General features: G+C 43.1%; 20 protein-coding genes, 1 tRNA gene and 1 pseudogene. 11 read left to right on the top strand and 11 right to left on the bottom strand.

What is annotated here, in order from left to right; genetic code table 11:
- Positions 1 to 13: 13 nt before the first annotated feature.
- A complete protein-coding gene (locus ACOMHB_RS23070; protein ID WP_448218387.1) occupies positions 14 to 1804 on the top strand; it encodes a DUF2357 domain-containing protein in 1791 nt (596 codons plus the stop codon).
- Between the two features lie 381 nt (positions 1805 to 2185).
- On the opposite strand, the gene ACOMHB_RS23065 is transcribed toward ACOMHB_RS23070, so the two are convergent.
- From ACOMHB_RS23065 to ACOMHB_RS23030, 8 genes are all read right to left on the bottom strand, one after another.
- Positions 2186 to 2428, bottom strand: a complete 243-nt coding sequence (locus ACOMHB_RS23065; RefSeq protein ID WP_448218386.1) for a hypothetical protein — start codon at positions 2426 to 2428, stop codon at positions 2186 to 2188.
- On the bottom strand, positions 2425 to 3759 hold the full coding sequence (locus ACOMHB_RS23060) for an MATE family Na+-driven efflux transporter (RefSeq protein ID WP_448218385.1): 1335 nt from the start codon (positions 3757 to 3759) through the stop codon (positions 2425 to 2427). The genes ACOMHB_RS23065 and ACOMHB_RS23060 overlap by 4 nt, the downstream gene beginning before the upstream one ends.
- A 398-nt stretch (positions 3760 to 4157) precedes the next feature.
- Positions 4158 to 7028 (bottom strand): UvrD-helicase domain-containing protein, encoded by a 2871-nt coding sequence (locus ACOMHB_RS23055; RefSeq protein ID WP_448218384.1) that lies wholly within the window; start codon positions 7026 to 7028, stop codon positions 4158 to 4160.
- 253 nt (positions 7029 to 7281) lie between these two features.
- The gene (locus ACOMHB_RS23050) at positions 7282 to 8031 is read right to left on the bottom strand and encodes an HNH endonuclease family protein (RefSeq protein ID WP_448218383.1); all 750 of its coding nucleotides are present in this window, start codon (positions 8029 to 8031) and stop codon (positions 7282 to 7284) included.
- Positions 8031 to 8621 carry a class I SAM-dependent methyltransferase gene (locus ACOMHB_RS23045; RefSeq protein ID WP_448218382.1) on the bottom strand — a complete coding sequence of 197 codons (591 nt, stop codon included), beginning with the start codon at positions 8619 to 8621 and terminating at the stop codon, positions 8031 to 8033. The genes ACOMHB_RS23050 and ACOMHB_RS23045 overlap by 1 nt, the downstream gene beginning before the upstream one ends.
- On the bottom strand, positions 8618 to 9628 hold the full coding sequence (locus ACOMHB_RS23040) for an HNH endonuclease (protein ID WP_448218381.1): 1011 nt from the start codon (positions 9626 to 9628) through the stop codon (positions 8618 to 8620). The genes ACOMHB_RS23045 and ACOMHB_RS23040 overlap by 4 nt, the downstream gene beginning before the upstream one ends.
- A gap of 258 nt (positions 9629 to 9886) precedes the next feature.
- A complete protein-coding gene (locus tag ACOMHB_RS23035) occupies positions 9887 to 10264 on the bottom strand; it encodes a hypothetical protein (RefSeq protein ID WP_448218380.1) in 378 nt (125 codons plus the stop codon).
- Positions 10265 to 10421: 157 nt separating this feature from the next.
- On the bottom strand, positions 10422 to 11153 hold the full coding sequence (locus tag ACOMHB_RS23030) for a hypothetical protein (protein WP_448218379.1): 732 nt from the start codon (positions 11151 to 11153) through the stop codon (positions 10422 to 10424).
- Between the two features lie 139 nt (positions 11154 to 11292).
- On the opposite strand from ACOMHB_RS23030, the gene ACOMHB_RS23025 reads away from it, so the two are divergent.
- The 5 genes from ACOMHB_RS23025 (at position 11293) to ACOMHB_RS23005 (ending at position 14489) form a co-directional block, all read left to right on the top strand.
- Complete coding sequence (locus ACOMHB_RS23025; protein WP_448218589.1) at positions 11293 to 12378, top strand: IS630 family transposase; 1086 nt, start codon at positions 11293 to 11295, stop codon at positions 12376 to 12378.
- 513 nt (positions 12379 to 12891) lie between these two features.
- Positions 12892 to 12968, top strand: a tRNA-Arg gene (locus ACOMHB_RS23020).
- Positions 12969 to 13394: 426 nt separating this feature from the next.
- Complete coding sequence (locus ACOMHB_RS23015; protein WP_422413097.1) at positions 13395 to 13721, top strand: type II toxin-antitoxin system RelE/ParE family toxin; 327 nt, start codon at positions 13395 to 13397, stop codon at positions 13719 to 13721.
- Positions 13718 to 14041: a helix-turn-helix domain-containing protein gene (locus ACOMHB_RS23010; RefSeq protein ID WP_422138999.1), complete on the top strand. Its 324-nt coding sequence runs from the start codon at positions 13718 to 13720 to the stop codon at positions 14039 to 14041. Before ACOMHB_RS23015 ends, ACOMHB_RS23010 begins: the two co-directional genes overlap by 4 nt.
- 109 nt (positions 14042 to 14150) lie before the next feature.
- A complete protein-coding gene (locus tag ACOMHB_RS23005) occupies positions 14151 to 14489 on the top strand; it encodes a hypothetical protein (protein ID WP_448218378.1) in 339 nt (112 codons plus the stop codon).
- A gap of 172 nt (positions 14490 to 14661) precedes the next feature.
- Here ACOMHB_RS23005 and ACOMHB_RS23000 read toward each other — a convergent pair whose 3' ends face one another.
- Positions 14662 to 15093, bottom strand: coding sequence for a type II toxin-antitoxin system VapC family toxin (locus ACOMHB_RS23000; protein WP_422138997.1), 432 nt, complete (start codon positions 15091 to 15093; stop codon positions 14662 to 14664).
- Positions 15090 to 15329 carry a type II toxin-antitoxin system Phd/YefM family antitoxin gene (locus ACOMHB_RS22995; protein ID WP_422138996.1) on the bottom strand — a complete coding sequence of 80 codons (240 nt, stop codon included), beginning with the start codon at positions 15327 to 15329 and terminating at the stop codon, positions 15090 to 15092. The genes ACOMHB_RS23000 and ACOMHB_RS22995 overlap by 4 nt, the downstream gene beginning before the upstream one ends.
- Before the next feature lie 254 nt (positions 15330 to 15583).
- Here ACOMHB_RS22995 and ACOMHB_RS22990 point away from each other — a divergent pair, with 254 nt between their 5' ends.
- The 5 genes and pseudogenes from ACOMHB_RS22990 (at position 15584) to ACOMHB_RS22970 (ending at position 19341) form a co-directional block, all read left to right on the top strand.
- Entirely contained in the window at positions 15584 to 16468 is an 885-nt protein-coding gene (locus tag ACOMHB_RS22990) for a transposase (RefSeq protein WP_448218377.1), read from the top strand.
- Between the two features lie 273 nt (positions 16469 to 16741).
- Entirely contained in the window at positions 16742 to 17323 is a 582-nt protein-coding gene (locus ACOMHB_RS22985; protein WP_448218376.1) for a phage tail tube protein, read from the top strand.
- Between the two features lie 119 nt (positions 17324 to 17442).
- Positions 17443 to 17694 carry a ribbon-helix-helix domain-containing protein gene (locus tag ACOMHB_RS22980; RefSeq protein ID WP_422138992.1) on the top strand — a complete coding sequence of 84 codons (252 nt, stop codon included), beginning with the start codon at positions 17443 to 17445 and terminating at the stop codon, positions 17692 to 17694.
- Positions 17681 to 17974: a type II toxin-antitoxin system RelE/ParE family toxin gene (locus ACOMHB_RS22975; protein WP_448218375.1), complete on the top strand. Its 294-nt coding sequence runs from the start codon at positions 17681 to 17683 to the stop codon at positions 17972 to 17974. Before ACOMHB_RS22980 ends, ACOMHB_RS22975 begins: the two co-directional genes overlap by 14 nt.
- A 200-nt stretch (positions 17975 to 18174) precedes the next feature.
- Positions 18175 to 19341 (top strand): annotated as a pseudogene (locus ACOMHB_RS22970) (IS3 family transposase).
- 199 nt (positions 19342 to 19540) lie between these two features.
- Here the strand turns inward: ACOMHB_RS22970 and ACOMHB_RS22965 are convergent.
- Positions 19541 to 22534, bottom strand: coding sequence for a hypothetical protein (locus ACOMHB_RS22965; protein ID WP_448218374.1), 2994 nt, complete (start codon positions 22532 to 22534; stop codon positions 19541 to 19543).
- Positions 22535 to 22820: the final 286 nt, after the last annotated feature.

The raw sequence follows: 22820 nt of genomic DNA, 5'->3' as shown, positions 1-22820 counted from the left end.
AGCTCATTTAATTATGGAACTTTATTTAGAGGTTCTGGATGGAAAGAGAAAGGGGACTCGATTTACACTACCTGTGGGTGAGGCCCAGGTGGTGAAAGAATCTTTACCCTATATTCTTGAAACTGAGGCTCTTGCTTTTTTTCTAAGATTAGATAAACCATGCAAATGCGTATCTCTGTGTGTAGGTGAGTTGACTTATGCTTTTTCACAGAGTAAAAACTCCAATTTTCTAGAATATGAGTTACTTCCTGCGTACAGGAAAAATGGTAAGCGTGAGGCTTTATTTTTTAACTATTTTGGCATGGCTTTTCTAGGATTGCATATTGAAACTGAAGAGCAAGCAGAAGTTATAGAAGTGGCTCCCATAGAGGTATTGGCGAGAAAAGTTACGGCTAAGCAAGCTGAAAAAATGATTGATTTCATTTTGACAGAAACTAACGGACAACTTCATAAAGACTTTGGGGCAACAAAGTTACATGCTGCTGCTGCAGAAGGAGGAGAAAGACCTCATAAGGTAATTGAGCAATTATTGAAAGATACTGAAATACTTGAAGAGATAACACAGCACATACTGCATCGTCCTTTGAAATCACTAGTATCTAATCTTGCGATTAAAGGGGGAAAGGAAGTAGATGTCTTGCATGAGCAAGGTATTTCTTGGTTAGTTGAAAATCTATCTGTACTTGAGGAAACTAATGATAGAGATAGAGCCCATTTGATATTTGATAACAGAGCATACTTCGCTGCTGAATTGCAAACAGCAGTGATGCAGGATCATACTGATATATATGAAAACCGTGTGCTTCATAATTACCTTGGAAATCTATTGAATTTTAGCCAAGAAGTTCTAGATAACTACACCCAGGTGGATACGGCCAAGTCAAAAAATTCGCATCAAGATTATGTTAGTTTTTATTCTTGCATGAAGTCGTGGATGCATAAAATTAATAGCCATCATATAACAACCATTCAAAACTGTCGAAGGCGTCTTGCAAGAATACAGTCTATTTATCAAAGATATCTACCTGTAAAACCTACTGAAGAAGGTATGCCAAAAATAACAGCAAAAGTCAGAGGTAACAGACATTATTTATTGCTGTTTAGAATGATTATAAGTTGGTATCAGAATAATTCAGTTGATTGGAGGTCACATCACCTTTTTCTGGCGATTAACTCGATGCCCAAGATATTTGAGTACTATACCGTTTTAAGGGTGAAGCGCTGGTGTATTGACAGCAGTGATGAGTACTATAATAGACCTATCGGAAGTATGTGGAGAGGAATTATATATGATAAAGATGTTTCTCTATTTTACGAGCCGATTTATTGGATGGTCGGTCATAGAAATGCTGGTAAGATAGTTAATACAGAGCATAGGTCAGAGCTCAGTTCCCGAAGTGATAGACTTGGAAAATCTAGAAACTATGAATATTCTAGAAGGTCGCCTGATATTGTCCTTCAGGTTAGGGAGGAGGGCAAGGCAAGCATACTATTAGTATTGGATGCTAAGTACACAACAAGAAGCCTTGCGTTCAATCAATACCTACCAGAATGTACGATGAAATATGTTCATGGACTTTGCGATTGGGACAACAAGCAAGCTGTTAAAGCTATGATAATTTTATATCCTGATGTTGATGATGAATTTATGGATCTTCATGTGGCCCCATTCAATGTTTTTGGTCAACATTCACAGATTCCAGCTTTGGGAGCACAGGCTTTATCTCTATCACCTTTAAGTTCGACTAGGGGTATAGGGTTTGAAGCTTTGCTTGAACGACTTTTGGAGATATGCGAGGGCTGAAGATGTGTCGTAGGTGTTGCGATACTATTGCAAACTCAGGCCACTCCATCAAGAACCCTCATCCCTAGCCATTTTTGAGTGTTCGCGAATGATGTTTTCTGGTAGTTATTTTCCCAAAGATATCATCCTTTAGGCTTTTCGCTGGGGAAGTCCTATTGAGGTATCGCATCAGCAGCAACGAGACTACCAGGAATCACTCGCAAAGCACCATACTAGAGGCGCTCAAATCTTCTAGGGCAATCTAAGTGCTAAGATCATACCCTTCGGAGCCCTTTGTCAAGCAGTACCCGGCGTCTGCACATGCGTTCCCTTTCCCGCCCCTGTAGACCTCCGTATTACTGAAGACCCGATGACTTCTACCTCCCGACGTATTAGGCTCTCTTAAAAAGGCTCGACAACCAAACTAAGCTCCTTCGCAAATTCTTTCACAGAGTCGTTTTTGGAATTCCATCGGCAAACGACATTCAAGTATTCTTCCTTTGTCACACCAATAGATCTAGCCATCCGTCCTATGGCCTGCTCAAAGCGAGAAGAATAGTTGCCTGATTCAACACTAACTACCTCCTTTATGATCAAGTATCCGTTTTTCTTATATTGATATTTCATCTGTTCATCAATTGTCACGTTCGGTTCTCCCTTATCTGATCAAACAACGGGCTTGTTTGCTCTCTGCTTTTCACAAAGAACCAGAAAAGGAGACCAGTAACGGTGGCATCTACAGTTAAGCCGAGCCCGAAGAGAACAGCTATGGAATTCAGAGTTGGGACAAAATAGCCCAGTTGATGCAGAAAATATGCCCCACCGTAGAAAACACCACTAACTACTAGCGATTGGTAGAGCAGCAAGTCGGTACGCCCGACACCATAGAAGTAGCTATCCAAAATATGGTTGAAAGCAAACACAATGTAGAATCCCAGCATTAGAAGAGTCAGATTCATAACTTGCTCAGCCTGAGGTACGCCCATAATAATCCGTATAAACCACTCCCATCCAGGCAGTGTAAGCATCCATCCAAATATAATCAGTAGAGTGAACTGAAAATACCCCTTTAAGCGGAAACCAAGCTCTCCATTACTGCATGCAGCATCCTGCTTGATCAAGTTTCCAAGGGCTAGTACCGGGAGAAGTAGCCAACCCCAGATAAACTGATTAGCCACCCAATAGACACCAGCCTGCTGAACCTCATTGACCAGTTTCAGGATCATCACCATAAAGGCAAGGTTCCTGACAAGTGATTCCAGGCCCGATTTTGCACTGACTTTCATCCAGTCTGTTATCCAGACTCGCATATTGCTCCTTGGGATATGCCGTAACGAGACACCAGAAATTCTCAGCCATGACAAGGAAACAAATAACAATAATCCATTCACGATAATGTTGGTCCAGGCTATGCCATTGATACCTAGCTGGATTGAAAATGGCAATTGGCTTACAAACAGGCTGTCTAGTATTAAAATGAGAGTGGTTTTAAAAACTAACAGGACATACATCAACTGGTCACGTTTCTGCAATAAAAGCACGACCATCATCACGCAATAAACTGATGAAAGCAAAAGTGCTAAGCTTTCAAGCCGGATATAGTCAGCTGTAGCAGCAACCTGCTCTTGAGTCTGGCCCATGGATTGGATGATAGATTCTGCGAAGATCAATATATTCACATATAGCAGAGCATAGGCCCCTACTACAATCAGTAATGCGATGCTGACTCGTTCCGAAAACAGTCTCGGTCTACAGGTTACTTGACCCAGTATGAAATACAGGGAAAACATCAGTCCCTCAGAGACAACTTCATAGATCAGATTCAACCAGACTGCTTGAGCTGCAATACTATATCCCGATGTATCGGGAATGGCTCCAAGAAAATAGACCCTGACCGTGGAATAGATAACAGGGGTAAAATTGGAAACAAGTAGAACCAGAAACAACCGAAAATCTATTTTCCGTAATGAATTCATCTAGTTAGAAATCCTGATTGTTTATTTTTCATTCGTCTTACCAGTAATAGCTGATATCCTGGTTTTGAGAATGGTATTAACAATTATTAACTGATTAATGTTAGATCAAATCCTTAATTAACGATTTGAACCCATAGAAAAGTAATTCAAAATGATATTTCTCACGAAATTCATCAATCTGCTGAATGCATTGAAATAACCATCCCGCAGCCTGAGTAGAAAATCCCTTTAATTGGAGCGTTTTGTGTTTATATCGATCATCAGTTCAGCGAGGATAAATCGCTCCCTCCGAAAGCCCTAATTAAGCCGCGCAGGAGCAGTATAGACTATCCTCCCTATTCGCCTGCTAAAATCGGAAAACTGGTTAAAAGATTCGCCTTAAGGTAAGAAAGCACCCGTCATATGCGCTCAGTATACTTGCATTGATCTTCTTTGATGCCATAGCCAGTACAGCCATAGAATTTGCTAAACTTACCGTCCCGTAAAGCCATTGGTCTGGCGCAACGGGGGCAGATTTTGAATGACTCTCCGCAGTTTGGATTTTGACAAACACTACTATGTGCATTGTCAATGGAAGGTGCACCACACGATTTACAGACTCTGGGCTTTATCAGGCAAGCCTGCTCAGAACTACATTTCAGGAAGGCTCCAAACTTGCCATCTATTTTCTTGAAATACCCCTCAGTACAGTTTGGGCACTTGAAAATCTTCCTGTAGGACTCCTTGAAGGTCTCAGACACTATATGTAAATCGTATTTCGGCGATATTAGCTCATTAATAAAGCTTGATGGCGCTGTTGGGTCTGCAATTATATAGGATTTCTTTTTCGCCCTCGTAAGCGCAACATACATTAGCCGTCGCTCTTCGGAATGGGGATAGTCATCCAGTGACGGTAAAAGAGCCTCAACCACTTCATCATCTTTGTTCTCGTTCGGGAAGCCTGTTTTGCCCTGAGCAAAGCCAATCAGAATACAGTAGTCAGCCTCTAGCCCCTTACTCCCGTGAAACGTCCAGAACTTCACGTTCTCGGATAGCCTTGCCTTGGAAATCTGTTCCTTGGCATCTTTAATCAAATATCGGTATCGGCTGAGAATTGCAACGGAACCACTTCTATCCTCCTGGCGAATCTTCTTCACTATCTGCAATGCCTTCAGCGCCATGCTGATTAAATCTTTGTTGACCTTGCTATCAAGCAAATATATCTGAGAGTTAGACACTACCGTATGAGTCTCGATGTGCTTCTTATACTGCTCATCATTCTCCATGATGAAGGTTCCTGCGGTATCGGCAATGCTGTTGTTGTAACGAAATGTTTTCTGAAGCATTGTTTTCGTTTTACTGCCAACCAGTTCAGAAAACCGGGTTGTCAGTTCCAGCTTGCCACCTGAAAAGCGGTATATTGACTGCCAATCGTCACCAACCACTGTCAGCTTCGGATTATCGCCCTTCTCAATGAGGTTGTTTAGGAAGCTCATCCGAGCACCTGATATATCCTGAAACTCATCAACCAGAATAAATTTCCAACTGGGTTTGAACTTTTTCTCCCTAATGCAGTTTGAGGCACGTATGATCATGTCATCAAAATCGATGGTCCCGGAATCCTTCAACTCTTTGACATAATCATCATGTAGGCTGCTTAGTATTTCGGCATGCTTCTCAGAATTGTGCACTTTACTAGAGTTGAGACGTTCAAGTATCTGTTGAGAGTCAAGCTGTTCCACACGAATAGCCTGAAGCGATTTCTGAAGCACCTTGGCTCCTTTATCGATTATTCCTGACTCATTCAGTGCCTTGAGCACCTCTTCATCGCTGATTGGATTTATCTTTACACCAAGCTCTGAGATCTGCTTCTTTAATGATTCTTCTAAACAGTTTTCAACCCAATCATAATGGAATGTCTCTATAAGCCTTGTACCATACCTTTTGTGTAGCTCTCGCTTGTTGTCCATGCTTTTTCTGTAAGCAGAAGCATCAATATCTGGCCTCGTCTTTCCAAGTCTGTCTATACCAAAGTGTTCGATGTATATATTGGTGTCAGATATATGGAAGTCGGGCCTATAGTCATGGCCAATATCGACTCGAACTTTGGTTACGTAATGTGCTTCATACTCAAACTTAATCCCATTGAGATAAAGCCAGTTTGCAATCAAAAGTTCCTGATACCCTCTAACGAGGTCAGTGCTCAACGCTCGATACTCATTATCACGGACAAAACGCTCGTATTCTTCTTTCGACTTAAACTTAAACGGGTTTGATGGTCTGTAGTGAATTGCAATGAAGTTTTTCATTGCATCAGTGCTTGAAGAAATATAATTGACAAGCCAGTCATAGACCCACTTGTCAAACTTCCTTGTGTCTTCAGCAAAAAAAGAAATGTGGGTTTGAACTCCAGAGTCCCGTAGGATTTTTCTACCCAGCGAGTGAAACGTCGAAATTTGAGGCTCCTCAGCCAAGTCCAAGCGAGCCTCTTTAGCACGGACTGCTATACGCTCTCGAAGCTCCTTGGCAGCGGCATTATTGTATGCCAGCACCAATATGTCACTAGCCTTATATTGCCCGCCATCGATGAGATCTAGTGCCTTAGCCACCATCACAGAAGTCTTACCTGTTCCAGCAGCAGCCAGAACCATGTTTCTGTCGTTCTCTCTGACAACTGCAAGCCTTTGTTCAGGGGTTAGAGGGTTTGACTCGATCCTGTCGTAGAACGATTTACGATCACGCAATTTATCCTTTTCAAATTTTTCTCTAAGCTTGGCTACAACATCATCGTCGAGGGGGAAAGATGACTCGTGTTTCAGTAGCCATTGGGCATTGTCCTCTGAGATATATTTAAGCCATGATGCTTTTGCACGAGTGAAAGCTTTGATCAGTGAGAAGACGCTGTTACTCAGAGGCTCGATAGAAGAATCCCGTAAATACTCTTTCACTGCCAGAATAATAAACTCGTTCTTCTTGCTTTCAATGCGCTTATTAAAATGATCTATGACAAACTGGTATTCAAATATTGAGCCGTTGTCGTCATGATATAATGGTGAAAAGCGAGAAATACGAAGGCTCTCGTTTTTATTTCTCATTTTCATGTTGATTTTTAAACAGAAGAAACTGCGTGTAACTTCAGGAAAATCAACCAGCTCACGGTAATGGAAGCTTACATTCTCTCCACTCCTTGTTTTTGCTTCTAATGATTCCGAATTAGAAGTTATGTAAGTATATCGATCAAAAAATGTACTGAGCAACCTTTCGAACAGTGTTTGATTATAATGTTTCATTAAAAAAAGCATATAAAAACAAGTGGTTACGATATTATACCACAAGAAAAGATGGTTTTTTATTCACTGTTGTACAACTTTGCAATAGAACTGGCTTACATCATTACGGAGCATTGCTTGTGCAATATCTGCCTGATGACGTGTCCCCCAGTGTTGAAGTAAAGCTTTTCTCATGACTGGCTGGTATACATGGGACACTTTTATCTTTTTGGAAATTTTCTACATCCTCTTCACTTCTTATGTTATTTCCTTATTACCTACACTTCTGCTTTTTCAGTTTGCTGAACTTCTGCTGTTCATAATCAGATAGGACAAGCCCATAGCTCTTAGTGACACGTGTGAACCTCAATATGTACTGACAATGGAATGATTCTGCTGGTGGAAGCCAATCAAGTACACCTAGAGCACCTTTTCTTCGGTTAACACTGGCTTGTACTGCAAACAGATTTACCTCGTCATTAGCAAACTGCTTACGTTTTGCTGGCGTCCAGGTATGTGCACCATGATCCCATGCCCATTTCAGGGGTACTAAGTGGTCAATGTCGACTTCTTTTGAGTTATAGAAGGTCTTGCCTGTGTAAGGATCTAACCATCTACCCCTCTGAACTGTACATTTGTTTGAACCTGTATCTACAGTACTCGTACTTTGCTTCATCAGAAGTTCGTGGCGTGTGTTGATGCAGTCACGGTCTTCATCTGCCCAATTACCAAAATATGAACGCTTATAGTCAGGAATCGTTCCGGAAGCGGCATTTGTAACGCTGGTTACGTCTTCTGAAGTACCGGATCTTTGGTTCGTTCTGCTTTTTGCACTTTTCGGTAAACGACCACCAGCATTGAGGCATTCTTCAAGGGTGTCATGAGGGGTGAAGTTATTTGTCCTGCTATAGTATGAAGAGTCTGTATCGTGGCAAATACCGGACTTACTTTTCTTGATGACCTCTGCTCGTGCCCCCGTGGATAACAGTAATGCACATAGAATCAGTGATACCAGTTGTTTCATTATTCCTCCAGAGGTAGCTTTTTTGTAATGGCATTAAGCCATTTCTCGTCTCTGTCCGGTCTGGCATCTTCAGTCACCCAGGTAGAAACGACTTCCAAGCTACGAAGAGGTGCAAGTAGTCCGGTCAGAATGCGTTCGTTGATATCGGTAAAGTGCCTGCCGTCTTTTTCTCTCTGCTCAGCCCCATACTTGAAGGAAAGATACCACACTCCGTCCGCAGCGAGCATACCCTCAAGCCTTTTCATAATTGCAGGCAACTCATTTATAGGGATATGCAGTAAAGAGGCACACGACCAGATACCATTATATTTTTCCGTTGTCTGGAATTGCTCAAAACTCAAACACTGAACATCAAGCCCTGTATGCTCTTTCGCTCGCTTCACCATTTCTAGGGAAGCATCAAAAGCCTTAACTCTATACCCCATGGAAAGGAATGCCCTGCTGTCTCTACCGGAACCACAGCCAGCGTCAAGGATAAGAGCATTAGAAGGTAGATATTCAGTAAACCTGCCGTATAGATGGCTCATGTCCACATCGACCGTCGATGTATAAAATCTGTCTGCATTTATGTTGTAAAAATCGATAGTCATTTGGAATTATTCAGCACAGTAATTAGTTTTCTGTAAAAGGGGTCTGTTGTAGGATTGTAGCTACTGATTCCCCCCCAATAGTTACTCCCGAGTAACGTCTTTACATTGTTATAGTGTTTGGTAAGTGTCTTGGCTCTTCGAGCTGGCGTAGTGCCTAATACTGCAATTATCTTCTGCTTCCAAGGGTGGTTGCTCCCCATGATGTTCTCATTTCTGGCTATTAGCTTCTCTATGAAATGGGGACCCACGAGTTTATCAGACTTCAGGAGGTTACAGTCTCCATGACTCAGGACGAGGTTCCATACATCGTCATGCATAATAACTTGCCTTGGTAGAACATGGTCCACATGGATATCATCCTGAGTCATCGGCTCGCAGCAGTAAAAGCATACATTGCCCTGATAGCCTGAGAGGAAAGGTATATTTTCAGTTAGTCCACGTCTGCTATAGCCGTCCCTCAGGTAGATTTCGCGAATATCATTAGCCAGTTCAAACTGTGCCTGATTGATCGAAAAAGCACCTTCTAATAGGCTCCAACGAGCAACTACTTCCCTGTCCAGCTCTGCTAACTGCTCAGCATCAAACCTTAAAAGTGAATCTTTAAGAATCAGGGACTTGCCCTGTTGAGCCTCATAAAAGTGCCCTTTAACAATCTGCTTATCCCTGCCGATTGTTTGGAATCTCGGAACTACATCAACAAAAGCCTGTTCACCCACACGCTCTAGAGCCTCGGAATGAGTGATATTGCCAAGCTGTAGCTCCTTTACGATTCTTTCCATTACAGTTAGGCGAGTAGGGTTGCTTTGCTGCGGCATCTTCTCTTTCGTGAGTCGGTCAATGTACTGATTTAAGTAGGCTTCTGACAGCTCATCCCACGTAATATGCTGCTTCCCATGCCCTGCAAACTCAATGAGGGTTCTGGCTAGTCCCATCTTGTAAGTTGCTGCATTCAGCCCAAAAAGAATAACCCCCTTCCAATAGTCGGAATCATCAAAATCATGCTTCATTATCTACAATCTGCCTTATGTGACTTATTGATAAATAATAACCCCGTGTCAGCATAGTTTTTGCCTATCTTGGTTCTGTTGCAAACTATGCCACTCCATCCAGGATCTACATCCCAAGCCCTTCTCGAGTGTTCAAGTACGAAGTTTTCAGGTCGCCGTTTTCACAAGGATATCATTCTTCAGGCTGTTCGCTGGTATTGCTCCGATTGAGATTACCGCACATTGGAGAGGCTTATTCGCAAGTTCTCTAGTTATGAGCTATGGCCTAGTATCAGCGCCTTTTAACTCGTTTTTTGCCTTTGATAGACAAAGTTTCATAAATGAGCGCTCGTAGACTTCTCTAACATATATTACTTTTTGAAGGGATTCTGAGGTTTTTATGCTCTTATAATTTATGCCAAATGGCAACTGCCCGTTTACAGGGTGCTGATATGTATGGAGATATAATTCTAAATTACAGAAAATAACATATTCTTCACTTATATCCATCTTCTTTGTTAATGAGTATGCTTCATCCAAGAGCCTCTTGGACATGTTTGATTGTGCTTTACTAATATCGTCGCCAGATACATTTGCTGCTTTCACTGGTGAAATTAGAGAAACGACTAATCCAAATATGATAATGGGAGCTTTCATGACTGCCACATGCATGATGAAGGTGTATAGCAGGTTGAGTATACACTGGATTGGGCGTACTGATACATAACTCTGGGCTGAGCCATGAACTGCCTTTCGGCCCGTCGGGAGAATGGGCTTTAGCCCGGATCGAACTAAAACCCCTTGTTATAAGCGCTTAAAGCTGTATGTTAGTTCTAACACTTTCAATTGCATCACTTTCACAATTGAAAATATCAGCTGATTTATTAAAAAGAAATTTCTTATATCCTTTTGAAAAATTTTGAGTCTTTTTGATGATTTGGGCGCTACACTCAAATAGATCAGTGGAGCTACAAATATCGTAGTTCCGAATATCTTCTAAATCTTGCTCTTCAGAGTCTGAAAGGTTTCCACACTTAGAAATAAGCCACTCTCTTTGTATTTGTGGATATCTGCTAATGTTTTCTTCGACTTCTTTATTGCTCAAGTAATAAATGTCACTAGACTCAATTGACATCATTTTATCAATTATTTTTACTGGGATATCCATTTCAATTAGGTGAGATTTGGTTTTTTCTAGTGAATTTTTATATTCTTTTTTAGCTTCATCATAAGTTAAAGATTTAAAGTATTCTTTTTGAAAATGTGGCCTATGCAAGCCTAAAAGACTATTAGACATTCGATTATACCCCCCAGCCCAAACTATGAAGCAAGCACTGTCGCACTGTTTTACTGGAGCTATGGAAAGGAAAGTATCCCTGAAGAAACTACTAATTTTTATTGCTTCATTAACATCGCCACCAGGTGAATTGATGAATATCACATCTGGATATCCTTCTCTCTTAATGTAACTTTTAATTTTTCTGAGGTCGCCAGTTTTTATTTTACCGTATAAAGCAAGATAATGGCCTTCGAATTCTCCCATCATTCGAACAGTCTCCATTGACTGAGCAGTCAAAAGATAAAAGCTCAAAGAAATAGCTAGTGTAGTGCGACCTAATTAACAGTACATAAAGACTCCTAACGGTCTACTATGGATGTTATTCCAACCACTGCCTGTTTTTACTATGCGAGTTGCCACAGAGATAATACTTGATGCTTCTGAAGAAATACGACTCAGAAAGATTACTTCATCAAATACTTGCCCTCTTCGCTTGGCCCGCCGTGCCCAGATTGTTCTTCTCTCTGCAGAAGGAAAAAGCAATCTTGAGATTGCGCAAATACTGAAGATCGGTCGTCATCAGGTCAGCCGCTGGCGTGACCGATATGCTCAGGAAGGCTTCTCCGGGATTGAACAGGATCGAGCTCGCAGTGGCCGTAAAAAGAAGATTGATGCTGCTGAGATTGTGAGTCTGACCACAAACACCCTTCCGGAAAATGCCACTCACTGGAGCACCCGAACTATGGCTGCTGTTAGCGGTATCAGTGAGAGAAGTGTTCGCCGGATATGGCATGCATATGGCCTCAAGCCTCACCTGGAAAAGACATTCAAGGTGTCCCGAGACCCGAAATTTGTGGAGAAGCTTGAAGATATTGTCGGACTCTATCTGTCTCCTCCTGAACATGCGTTGGTGCTGTGCTGTGATGAAAAAAGTCAGGTTCAGGCACTCGATCGAACACAGCCTGGCTTACCGTTGAAGAAAGGGCGTGCCGCAACAATGACTCATGATTATAAACGACATGGTACAACCACTCTCTTTGCAGCACTGAATGTACTTGATGGTGCTGTCATCGGTCAGTGCCAGCAGCGTCATACCCATGTGGAATGGTTGAAGTTTCTTAAACAGATAAATAGGGAAACGGCAAAAGACAAAGAGCTGCACCTGATTTGCGACAACTATGCGACTCACAAACACCCGAAGGTGCGAGAATGGCTGGAAAAACATCCTCGTTTTCATATGCACTTTACGCCAACGTCAGCATCATGGTTAAACATGGTTGAGAGATTTTTTCGGGATCTCACGAGTCAGCGTTTACGCCGTGGTGTGTTTGTCAGTGTGCCACAGCTAGTCAGTGCGATTGATGAATATATTGAAAAGCATAATCAAAATCCAAAGCCGTTTATCTGGACTGCTAAGGCAAATGATATCTTAGAAAAAGTCGTTCGGGCTAATCGCCGGTTAAGTTGCAAAAAGAACGACGCACTACACTAGACCAAATTTTAAGAATGCAGAATTCATAGAAATATATTGCTCGGTTGTAGACTACTCAAGTGATTTTGATTCTGCTTGTTTTAACTCTACGAATATACAGGGAGTCTTATCATATATTTTAGTGTTTCTCGCAAACAGTACATATTTGTATTAGGGAACTTGCGAATAAGTTTCGGTGATCTTCGCGGCCTTTCTCAACAATGTTGCCTCATTCACCTTAAGCTGCTTATTAATATACGGCTCGTTACTAGCTTAAGGTCGCTTAGGATTGAGCTCTATGTCCTCGGGGCTTTGCTGATCACGGGTTGACCGGCTAACCCTGATCTTCAGCTTTCTTACTTTGGTCTGATCGATCATTTTTGCTTCTAAGGACACCTTATAGAAAGTGCATAATTCCTCTATCCTCTCTATTCCAGCATACGTGTCGTTTCTATTGAAGAGTCAAAACCAGGTTTTATCAGAAAGACATGCCGAAGGTTCCCCACCCACCGCCAGTGAACAATTTAGTATTACGCGCTCGTAGCTCAGCTGGATAGAGTACCTGGCTACGAACCAGGCGGTCGTAGGTTCGAATCCTACCGAGCGCGCCATCTTCAGAAAGCCCTATTTTTATAGGGCTTTTTGTCGTTTTGGGGGGTGGTTTTTTCTGGCTCTCTGTTTGTTTGATAATCATCCCCTGTCTTATAACTGCGTACTTGGAAAATTCCTGAAAAAGCCGATTTTTGGCCATATTTGGGCCGTTTTTTCTCTCTCCTCTCTAAATAACGTACTTCGGCTACTTTGAAGTACGTTACTTGATTTCCTCTTTATAATCAGTGATTTGAAGGTGTTTTTTAGTTTCTGGGACGGGTGTTGGGTTTGCACTTTTATAGCGGTGTGGGCGGGGTGTTGTCGGCGAACTTTTTGATTATTTTTTACTGCTTTTTTTCTCCACAGAGGAACTGTATTTGTTCTAAAGTGTACAATATTTTATACAGAGTGCTAAGCTGTTGGATAACGAAAAGCAGATTTTCTGGATGGGTAGCTCCCTGGAAGACCTGCTTGAATTCCTGGGTATGGCCAAGCGAGAAGCGGGTTATCAATTAAGCCGGGTACAGCATGATCTTGACCCTGAACACTGGAAGGATTTCAAGACAGTGGGAGCGGGTGTCAGGGAAATTATCATCTCGGAAGAAGGTGGTGCTTTTCGAGTGATGTATTTGGCCAAGTTTGAGGAAGCTGTATACGTGCTTCACAGTTTTCAAAAGAAAACCCAACAAACCAGTAAGCACGACAAGCAAGTAGCAGCTCGCCGTTACAAGCAGGTTCTGGCAGAACGGAGCAAAAGGAGGAAGGACGGATGAGTATTAAGAACATCGGACATACGACACCAACAGGTGGCAACGTTTTTGCCGACCTGGGCTTTTCCCCTGAAGAAGCAAAGAAACTGAAAGAGGAAGCTGAGGGTAAAATTAAGGCGGATCTCAAGATTCAACTGATGGTAGAAATTACAAAGGCCATCAGAGATCGCCAGCTGAAGCAGGAAGAAGCTGCACGGTTGTTGAATGTGAGCAGACCCAGAGTCTCTGATGTGATGACAGGGAAGGCCAGCAAGTTCACCATTGATGCATTGGTGGACATGCTACAAAAACTGGGTCTTTCAGTGACACTCAAAGTCGCTTGAGGCAGGGAGGGAGTGAGTCAATCTTCCGATACCCCCAAAGCCTTCTTCTGCTCAGACCAGAGCAAGGGGAAAGGGCTTCATTTTCTATAGAAGTCTGCGTCTATCCTGTATGTCTTTTCGATCACAGGGGCAAAATCCGGCTAAGGCGTTGCCTCATATACTTTACGATTATCTTGAGCTGGTTGACTGGAGTGGGCTTGCAGTCCGATCCGATAAGAAAAGTTCAATCCGATCAGATATCCCACCCATTCTGAGCCGACTGGAAATTGATTCAAATGAATGGCTCAAAACCATGAGATGGAATAACCGCTTCTATCGGGCAGTGGGCTGGCTAGAAGTCATGAAAACTTTTGCTCGGGAAATGGGGCAGCAATGGGTACAGGGGTTGTTTACCTGTAGTCGTTTATTTTCATGGCGTAAGCTGATTGTCCGACTTTTCCGTTGTTAGTTTGTTGCTCCTGTCATCTGGGGAACTCTGCTATTTCTGATTTTTCCCCTTTTTAAGTGATTCGCTTGTTGTTTGTTATGGTAAACGATTAATATCCTCATTTGAGAGGCTGTCAGGGCTTAATGGACTGCTGGGCTCGCGGCTTTTGGGTTGTTGCGGAACATAATCAGCCTTAACCTTCGAGATATAGCTTCACATTTGCTTTTTTTGCAGCTTTCGCTAGTGCATCATCCAGAGTAGCAAGTGGCAGTCCTTCACGAATAGCCAATTCTAAATAGGCTGCATCATAACTACTGAGATTGTAATTTCTGGCAAGCCCCAGTGTTCGACTAAACGCCTGATTAGACGTTAATGGATCGGCGAAAATAGGCAGATTTTCCAGTTGAGCAAGAAAACCTTCAGACAGGGCAATGTCTATATCACCTCTGCGCTCTGACCGAGACACTACATTACACACTTCCAGATGCCAGAGATTTGGGACAATTGCATCAACCGAAGCCAGTGCTGCCATAACATCTTCGGCATACTGCTGATCAGAAGTATCTTCTGTTTTCAATAGCCAGCGCATTGTTACAGAATTGTCTAACACGAAGTCTGTCTTCATCTGCGACCTTCTTCACGAAGAGCTTTCAAATCTACATCAGATATTGTTGGCTTCTTCATCTTTAGTAGATTATTGATGGCTGCTTGAGCCTTCAAACGACTTTTTGCTCGACTGGGGATGAGGTCAGCAATCGGTTTGCCACGGTTTGTTATAGTAAAAGCTTCTCCAGCCTCAACACGGCGAAGAATTTCTGGGAGTTTGGTTTTGGCATCATAAGAGCCAATTTCTTCAAGCATTTGAGTAGCCTCTTTTTTTTGGTTTATATAGACCAGTATACTAGTCTATTAATGTTATGCAATAAAGAAAAAAGAACACCCTTATATTTGACAAATAAGCCAGCTTGCCCAGTTTTTCCCTGTCGCTGATATTTAGTTCCGGCAGGAGAGGTTATTCCTGTGCACGAAGTTCTTTGATCGACCCAGGTTCCACGCCTTATTATCACTGTACAGCTCGATGCGTGCGCAGAGCGTATTTGTGTGGAGAGGATTATTTGACGGGCAAGAACTACGGGCACCGTCGGCAGTGGATTGTAGATAAGCTCAGAGAACTGGTTTCAATCTTTTCTATAGAAGTCTGTGCCTATGCTGTTATGTCTAATCACTACCATGTGGTTTTGCATATCAATGAGAAACCTGCCAGAGAGTGGGGAAGAGATGAAATTTTGAGTCGATGGACAAGGCTTTTCACAGGGCTGCTTCTGGTTCAGAGGTATCTTGCTGCTGACCAGCTGAGTCATTCGGAACTGACTCGTGTGGACGAATTTGCTGAAGAATATCGAAATCGTTTAACGAATATCAGCTGGTTCATGCGTTGCCTGAACGAATATCTTGCCCGTGAGGCTAACCAGGAAGATGACTGCAAAGGTCGCTTCTGGGAAGGACGGTTTAAAAGTCAGGCGTTGTTGGATGAGGCAGCATTGTTAACCTGCATGGCCTATGTTGACCTGAATCCGCTCCGTGCCGAAATGTCGGAAACTCCAGAAGGATCAGACTACACGTCGATTCAGGAACGAATTGAAAATTTGGCAGGTTCTGATACCCGAAAGCAGCCAGTCCCCCTTATGCCTTTTCGATCACAGGGGCAAAATCCGGCTAAGGCGTTGCCTTATATACTTCACGATTATCTTGAGCTGGTTGACTGGAGTGGGCGTGCAGTCCGATCTGATAAGAAAGGTTCAATCCCTTCAGATATCCCACCCATTCTGAGCCAACTGGAAATTGATTCAAATGAATGGCTCAAAACCATGAGATGGAATAACCGCTTCTATCGCGCAGTGGGCAGGCTGGAAGCCATGAAGACTTTTGCTCGGGAAATGGGGCGGCAATGGGTACAGGGGTTGTTTACCTGTAGTCGTTTATTTCATGGCGTAAGCTGATTGCCCGACTTTTCCGTTGTTATTTGTTGCTCCTGTCATCTGGGGAGCTCTGCTATTTCTGACTTTTCCTCTTTTTGAGTGATTCGCTTGTTGTTTGTTTTGATAAACAATTAATATCCTCATTTGAGTGGCTGTCAGAGCTTGATGGACTGTTGGGCTCGCGGCTTTTGGGCGGTGTTTATTACGGTTTATTTTATATGGATGTCCTATTTTTTTATATGGATGTCCTATTTTTTTGATTTTTTTTGTTTTTATATGGATGTCCTATTTTTTTTGGATGTCCTATTTTTTTTCATTTTGTTTTTATATGGATGTCCTATTTTTTTTTTTACCGCTGGTAATATCTCCCTGGCACTTCGAGGCAGTGTTATTGAGGCTTCTATCACGCCGGTGACTGATGAAGCGCAAGAAACCTTTGGTGTGGCGGGTGAATTGATTCCTTTTGAGCATTTACCTGATTTGGATCAGACCATTACGGTAAAAGACAGCCCGGATACCGTATTGGTAGAAGGTGACGACCACCAACTGATGAAATCTGGCATTCAGGTTATTGAAGGTGGTGGTATTGATGACCAGGGCATCAAGGTCAGTTACACCCCACTTAAGGCTAATACGGTACAAGCCCTCGTAGAGTCCGGGCGAGACTTTACCTTGTTTATGAAAGGGTTGAATGATGCTCAGGAGGGGTTGCCCTTCAATATCAGAGTACATCGAGTGAAGTTCTCTCCGGTACAGAATCTGGGCTTTATCTCGGATGACTTCGCCAGCATTCCCCTACAAGTCGATGTGCTGGCGGATACGTCGATTTCAGGGAATGGGCTGAGTTCTTTCATGCAACTGGATCTGGCGGGCTAGTCGCTAAAATTTCCACGTGTTCCTTTTTGATGGGCAATACAAAATCTGTGTGATAAACGAGGTGCACTTTTCTTTTTTGGTGCTAATATGGTGCATATATGAACCAAGGAGAGAGTCTCATGCCCAGACAGAGCATCACGTTTACCGAGCCCAACGATGAGTGGCTCAAGGCTCAGGTTGACAGCAAAGAATACAGTAGTAAAAGCGATGTCATTAATGACCTGATCAGACAAGCCCGATCCAGAAAAAGTGAACTTGAAGCGATTCGTGAAGCACTGATCAAAGGAGAAAACAGTGGTATCAGCGAATTAACTCCTGAAGACATAGTGACCCAGGTACTGGAGCGAAAACGTAAAAATGGCGAGTTATAAGCTATCAAATGAAGCTGCTTTGGATATAGGACGTATCCTTGAGTTTGGCATTGATAACTTTGGTCTGGATCAGGCAATTCATTACCACGATAGCTTGCAGGCCCGTTTGACAGAATTAGCGAATTTTCCACTTCACTACCCGGCAGTGGAGCATATCCGCAAGGGATACCGTATGAGTGTGTACGGTTCTCACTCCATTTATTACCAAATTCAGGAAGATTATGTCCTGATTGTTCGGATTATGGGGAGACAGGATATCTCTGAAACATTTCAGGCGTAAGACGGCTATCAGTCTGCAGATCCACACCCACCACCTTTTCACGACACTGATGTCGCTCCTCAACTGTTTTAGTTTTATTCCATGGAGAGAACCATGTCATCCATTAAGGAATTCGCCCTTCGGCTGGTCCTCAATGAAGTGGTCTAATGACACCGGACACCTCGTTAAGCACAATAGTGCAACCAGTAACGAGGTTCATAATGGCAACGCGAAAACATTATTCTCAGGAATTCAAACTCAAAGCTTTAAAACTGGTTACTGAACAAGCTCAGTGCCTACAGCAGTCGCCAGAAGTCTAGGAATTTGTGCGACTAACCTCCGTCGTTGGGTTCGACTCAGTGAAGAGAAGAAAGAGCTGGCTTTCCCCGGCAAAGGCCATCAGGCCCTGACGACTGAACAGCAGAGAATCAAAGAGCTTGAAGCTGAAAACAAACAGCTGAAAATGGAACAGGAAATCTTAAAAAAAGCCATGGCCTTCTTTGCGAAAGACCAGCTGTAAGATACGCCTTCATACGGCGGGAGAGGAAGGCCTATCCTGTCGTAACGCTATGCAAAGCACTAAAAGTTAGTCGCAGCAGCTTCTACGAATGGAATAAACAACAGGCAAAAAATCAACAGATTGACCCGGAGATGTTTCGCCTGGAGGCAGATGCCCGAGAGATTTTTGCTCAATCAGGTGACTCTTATGGAAGTCGTCGAATGGCGAAAGCCCTGCGTTCAAAAGGTTACAGCATAGGGCGTTATCAGGCCAAAACCCTGATGCAACGGCTTGGCCTGCGGGTTCGGGTGGTCAAAAAATTCAAGGTGACAACCAACAGCAAACACAAACTGCCAGTGGCGGCAAACCTTTTGAATCGTGAGTTTTCAGTTTCAGCACCCGACAGAGTATACGTAGCTGATATCAGCTACCTCTGGACTCGTGAAGGCTGGGTTTATCTGGCGGCTGTCGTTGATCTGTTTTCGCGGAAAGTCGTCGGTTGGTCGATGAGTAACCGTATGACGACAGAGCTGCCCCTGGAAGCTTTGAGAATGGCTTACTGGGGCAGAAAGCCTGGAGATGGTGTGATGCACCATTCAGATCGTGGCAGCCAGTACGCGTCTCTGGAGTATCAGAATCAACTCAGGGAGTATGGGATGGTCTGTAGTATGAGTCGCAAGGGTAATTGCTGGGATACTCTGTGATGGAGCGGTTCTTTGGCAGCCTGAAAAGGGAAAGAACGGATCATTATATTTATGATACTCGGGCAGAAGTAGAGGCACATGTTATTGATTACATTTTGTTCTACAACAATAACAGATTGCATTCCTATCTGGACTATATGAGTCCAGTAGACTTCGAGAAGCAAAAATTGAAAAAAGCAGCTTAATCAGGTGTCCGTTTTTATTTGACCACTACAGAAGAGCCCGGTGCGGGAAATCCGCACGCCGGGATCTGAGGGGGTTGGAGCTACAATTGGTAGCTCCTTCTACCCGGTGAGCGTAGCTGTGAAGCTACGCCCTATCTCGATCATGGAGTGATTTTTACGGCTCCTTGCCTGTTTGAAAATAATCCAAAGACCTACGCTGTCAACTTTCACCTTCCACAGGTTCTGACCAGGCCTGTTGCATCATTTTTACCTTAATCATTCCGTCAGAATAGATATCGCTTTCCACGGGAGCTTTACTCTTTAATTGCTCACTGACTTTGTTGAGAATATTGTCGCTCAAAGCATTCAAGTCATCACGATAGGAAGCTGTCAGAGTTATAAATGCATTTTTCAGATGGATATCATTTCCAGATAAATCCGGAGCGTATAAAACGATTCTAACCAGTGCTGAAGCGATCAGGTCAGCCGCTTTGTCTGTTTCTTTGTCAGCCATTAAAAAACGGGCTTCTGAAAAACAATGAATGACAGATGTAATAATTTGTACGAGCTGGGTGCGGGCATCCAGCTCTGGTTTTCCAAAGTAGAATTTTTGACGTCGATAAGACTGCGTTAACTCTTCATTGGCAGAATCTGCTGCCATTTGCTCATCCTCGCTATGGGATGCCGCAACATTCAACATGGCCTTGCGGGAATGGGCATAAATTCTTTTTCTGAGAGGATCTGTTGTTCCGAATTCAAAAACATTGGCCAAAAAGTTAGCTATAGACCGCGAAACCAGATCCATGCTGTGGAAATAAGCTTTAATGGACGCCTGCACTACAAAGCCTGCTATACCAAGCATATATTCACCATAAACTGCCCAGGAATCCAGGACATCCTGAGCATATTCTGTATCTTCCTGATCACATTTAATACCCCAGTTATTTAATATATCCAGATAACTATCCTTAATGGCTTTGTCACCATAGTTTGAATCCAGCTCGGCAAGATGGAGTAAAACCTGTCTTGCATAAAGGGGCATCAGATTTTTTTGTTGTAACATGTTCAGAGCATTGCCCAATCGTGCGTTGGCCAGGGCAGAGATGACCTTACTGCTGGTTTTAAATTCCGGATGATAATATCTGAGAGCGTAAGCAGAGTATGCGACAACTCTGGCTGAGTCAGTGTAATTTTTCTCCTGATCCGTCAAGAGTGTGTTCGCCAGTAACCAGCATTTTACCAGCATGGCTTCCATCGTCATTTTATAGGAGCGACTGGTTTGGGCTTCAATACTGAGTTTCCGGTGTACAACATTCACCTTGGCAGCAAGCTCGCTCTGAATCTCCTGATCTTCCGGGTCAAGAATGCCGGTTGTGCTGCCTATCCCGTTTTTAACGACAGTTTGCAGATGCACAATGGCAGGTTCACCCACTGAACGAAGTCCGAACTCTATCATTGAGAACAGGAAATAATAACTAACCAGTCGCCAGAAATGTTTTTGCCCGGTTTTCTTTGGATCAACTTTATCAATGGTTAAAGGTTTGATTAGCCCCATTATCATTGAGTACCCGAGAGCGGCACCATGTATTGTTGCGGTAGTCACGGTCTCTCTGCTGGGCAAATATTGGTAATAAAATGGAGATTCTTCTTCGGGTTCAGTCAATCCCTCGGGTAGACACCCTTCTGCAGGGCAAATGTCAGTCTGGTTGTTGGTTGCCACTGAATGGGATGTAACAGGTTTTGCGCCATCCAAAGAAATCTTTGCCCAGCTTTCGCTGAGTTCCTTGTACCCTTCACAATCAGAACATGCAGGGTCGAGAGTTATAACCTGTTTATAGATCTTGTTAACCTCTGATACCGATTTAATGGGCTGGTAAGCTATCAAAAGGCTTCTCATAAGTGTGTCTTGGGCGTTTACTTCAACGATCTCCCGATAATTCTGGACCAGGGCACCGGCTAAAACAGCGGCTTTTTCAGAGGGGTTTCTGTAGGCATCCGCAAAGTGAATAATCAGTAACTCCATCGCCCTTTGACTATTTGATCGGGCGAAATTGGGCTGCTCAGCCAGAATCATCCCCGCTTTTTTTTGCAGAGTACTGAAATACTGGTTGGTATATTCAGCGATACCGGATGTTCTGTTGACCGATGACCCAGTATTAATAGCACCCCAGTTTTCAAGGGAGCGCCTTGATTGGGAAGCAAAGCGTTCCATATTTTCTTTTGTGGTTGACAGCCCGACTATTTTGGAAAAATGTTTAGTTATCACCTGAATAGCGATATGTTTTTTATCAGCGAAATAAAGGAAAGTTCCGGGTACAGAAACCCCTAAAATAAAAATACTTGTTCTGATTTGATCTTTCGAAACACTTTTTAGCAATGACTTAATAAGCCCTGTTTCCTCAAGGTTAGAATGAGAGGCAAGCACTTTTAACTCATCTATCGCATCGTTTTCATATTGAAGGCAATCAATACTCCCAACTTTCCACTGATTCAGCATATCGCAATACCTGAGACCCATAGTGGCCGAATGTTCCATCAGTGGATCCATAACCTTCAGGTAGTGCGTTACTCGAGATCTGAAGCCAGGATGCTGACGCCAGTCAATGGCCCGGCTGAAGCTGGCGTAAACACTGTCGAAAACATCAAGGGCTGTCGCCTCCGGATGAAGGTAAACCATAGATAGAGCACTAAATGCCATCAATGCTGCAGCGCGATCTTCATCGCCTCTGGACATAGCCAGGCTCGCAGAAGAAGACACTGTATCAATAATGTCGAGTAGCCGGAAATAGGTTTTTCTGGCCTTTTGCGCATGAAGGCTCAATATTGAAAATGTTGATAATGAGCGGTAGAGCAAATCAGATTGCAGTTCGTCTGTCTTTTTAGTTATATGACTGTCCGATAAAGCTTTATAGCTGATACTTTCGAGGCGGGCACTGATATTATCAGTGAGGTGTTGGCTCATAGCTCTTTGTACATTATTGCTGTGAATCTTTAGTAGCTTATAGAGAAAGTTATAGCCTTTAGAATCCAGATACTTATCAAGAGAAGTGATCGCTACCTCTGAACCAAGGGGGATCAGCCCCCAGGCGACACCTGTCTTTAAATGATCTGTTATGTAAAATTGATGATCGTCATCATCCTGCTTCTCTGTGCCTAAAGCAGATTGACCAAACAGCACGAACGTGATGATCAAGTTCACCGTGATTTTGTTCATTAGTCACCTGATAGGTTGAAAAAACCAGTTTTAACCATTGGCTGTTGATATTCATAGTAACGTGACTGCCCCCCTACCCTCTCGAAAGTGTTGCGTAAGTTCTGGTTCCCATGCTCTCAAGCCCTGTGGGTTCCATCGGGGAAGCCCATACCTTCACTGAAAGGAATAAAAAATGCGTTCCCACAGAGATCATATTAATGAGTTTTCGAACTTTTGCGAAAACCTCAATTGAGCGAGGGTTTACGGCACTTTTGCAATAACTATAGTTAGAAAAAAGTTGTCGTAT

This window comes from Endozoicomonas sp. 2B-B, from assembly GCF_053470045.1.
Note: the sequence above shows the minus strand (reverse complement) of the source record. Positions and strands in the feature narration are given on the sequence as shown.

Excerpts from the sequence above, each read along its gene's own strand:
- ACOMHB_RS23070 (WP_448218387.1), top strand. The coding sequence starts at position 14 with ATGGAACTTTATTTAGAGGTTCTGGATGGAAAGAGAAAGGGGACTCGA.
- ACOMHB_RS23060 (WP_448218385.1), bottom strand. The coding sequence starts at position 3,759 with ATGAATTCATTACGGAAAATAGATTTTCGGTTGTTTCTGGTTCTACTT.
- ACOMHB_RS23055 (WP_448218384.1), bottom strand. The coding sequence starts at position 7,028 with ATGAAACATTATAATCAAACACTGTTCGAAAGGTTGCTCAGTACATTT.
- ACOMHB_RS23050 (WP_448218383.1), bottom strand. The coding sequence starts at position 8,031 with ATGAAACAACTGGTATCACTGATTCTATGTGCATTACTGTTATCCACG.
- ACOMHB_RS23045 (WP_448218382.1), bottom strand. The coding sequence starts at position 8,621 with ATGACTATCGATTTTTACAACATAAATGCAGACAGATTTTATACATCG.
- ACOMHB_RS23040 (WP_448218381.1), bottom strand. The coding sequence starts at position 9,628 with ATGAAGCATGATTTTGATGATTCCGACTATTGGAAGGGGGTTATTCTT.
- ACOMHB_RS23035 (WP_448218380.1), bottom strand. The coding sequence starts at position 10,264 with ATGAAAGCTCCCATTATCATATTTGGATTAGTCGTTTCTCTAATTTCA.
- ACOMHB_RS23030 (WP_448218379.1), bottom strand. The coding sequence starts at position 11,153 with ATGATGGGAGAATTCGAAGGCCATTATCTTGCTTTATACGGTAAAATA.
- ACOMHB_RS23025 (WP_448218589.1), top strand. The coding sequence starts at position 11,293 with ATGCGAGTTGCCACAGAGATAATACTTGATGCTTCTGAAGAAATACGA.
- ACOMHB_RS23015 (WP_422413097.1), top strand. The coding sequence starts at position 13,395 with ATGGGTAGCTCCCTGGAAGACCTGCTTGAATTCCTGGGTATGGCCAAG.
- ACOMHB_RS23010 (WP_422138999.1), top strand. The coding sequence starts at position 13,718 with ATGAGTATTAAGAACATCGGACATACGACACCAACAGGTGGCAACGTT.
- ACOMHB_RS23005 (WP_448218378.1), top strand. The coding sequence starts at position 14,151 with ATGTCTTTTCGATCACAGGGGCAAAATCCGGCTAAGGCGTTGCCTCAT.
- ACOMHB_RS23000 (WP_422138997.1), bottom strand. The coding sequence starts at position 15,093 with ATGAAGACAGACTTCGTGTTAGACAATTCTGTAACAATGCGCTGGCTA.
- ACOMHB_RS22995 (WP_422138996.1), bottom strand. The coding sequence starts at position 15,329 with ATGCTTGAAGAAATTGGCTCTTATGATGCCAAAACCAAACTCCCAGAA.
- ACOMHB_RS22980 (WP_422138992.1), top strand. The coding sequence starts at position 17,443 with ATGCCCAGACAGAGCATCACGTTTACCGAGCCCAACGATGAGTGGCTC.
- ACOMHB_RS22975 (WP_448218375.1), top strand. The coding sequence starts at position 17,681 with ATGGCGAGTTATAAGCTATCAAATGAAGCTGCTTTGGATATAGGACGT.
- ACOMHB_RS22965 (WP_448218374.1), bottom strand. The coding sequence starts at position 22,534 with ATGAACAAAATCACGGTGAACTTGATCATCACGTTCGTGCTGTTTGGT.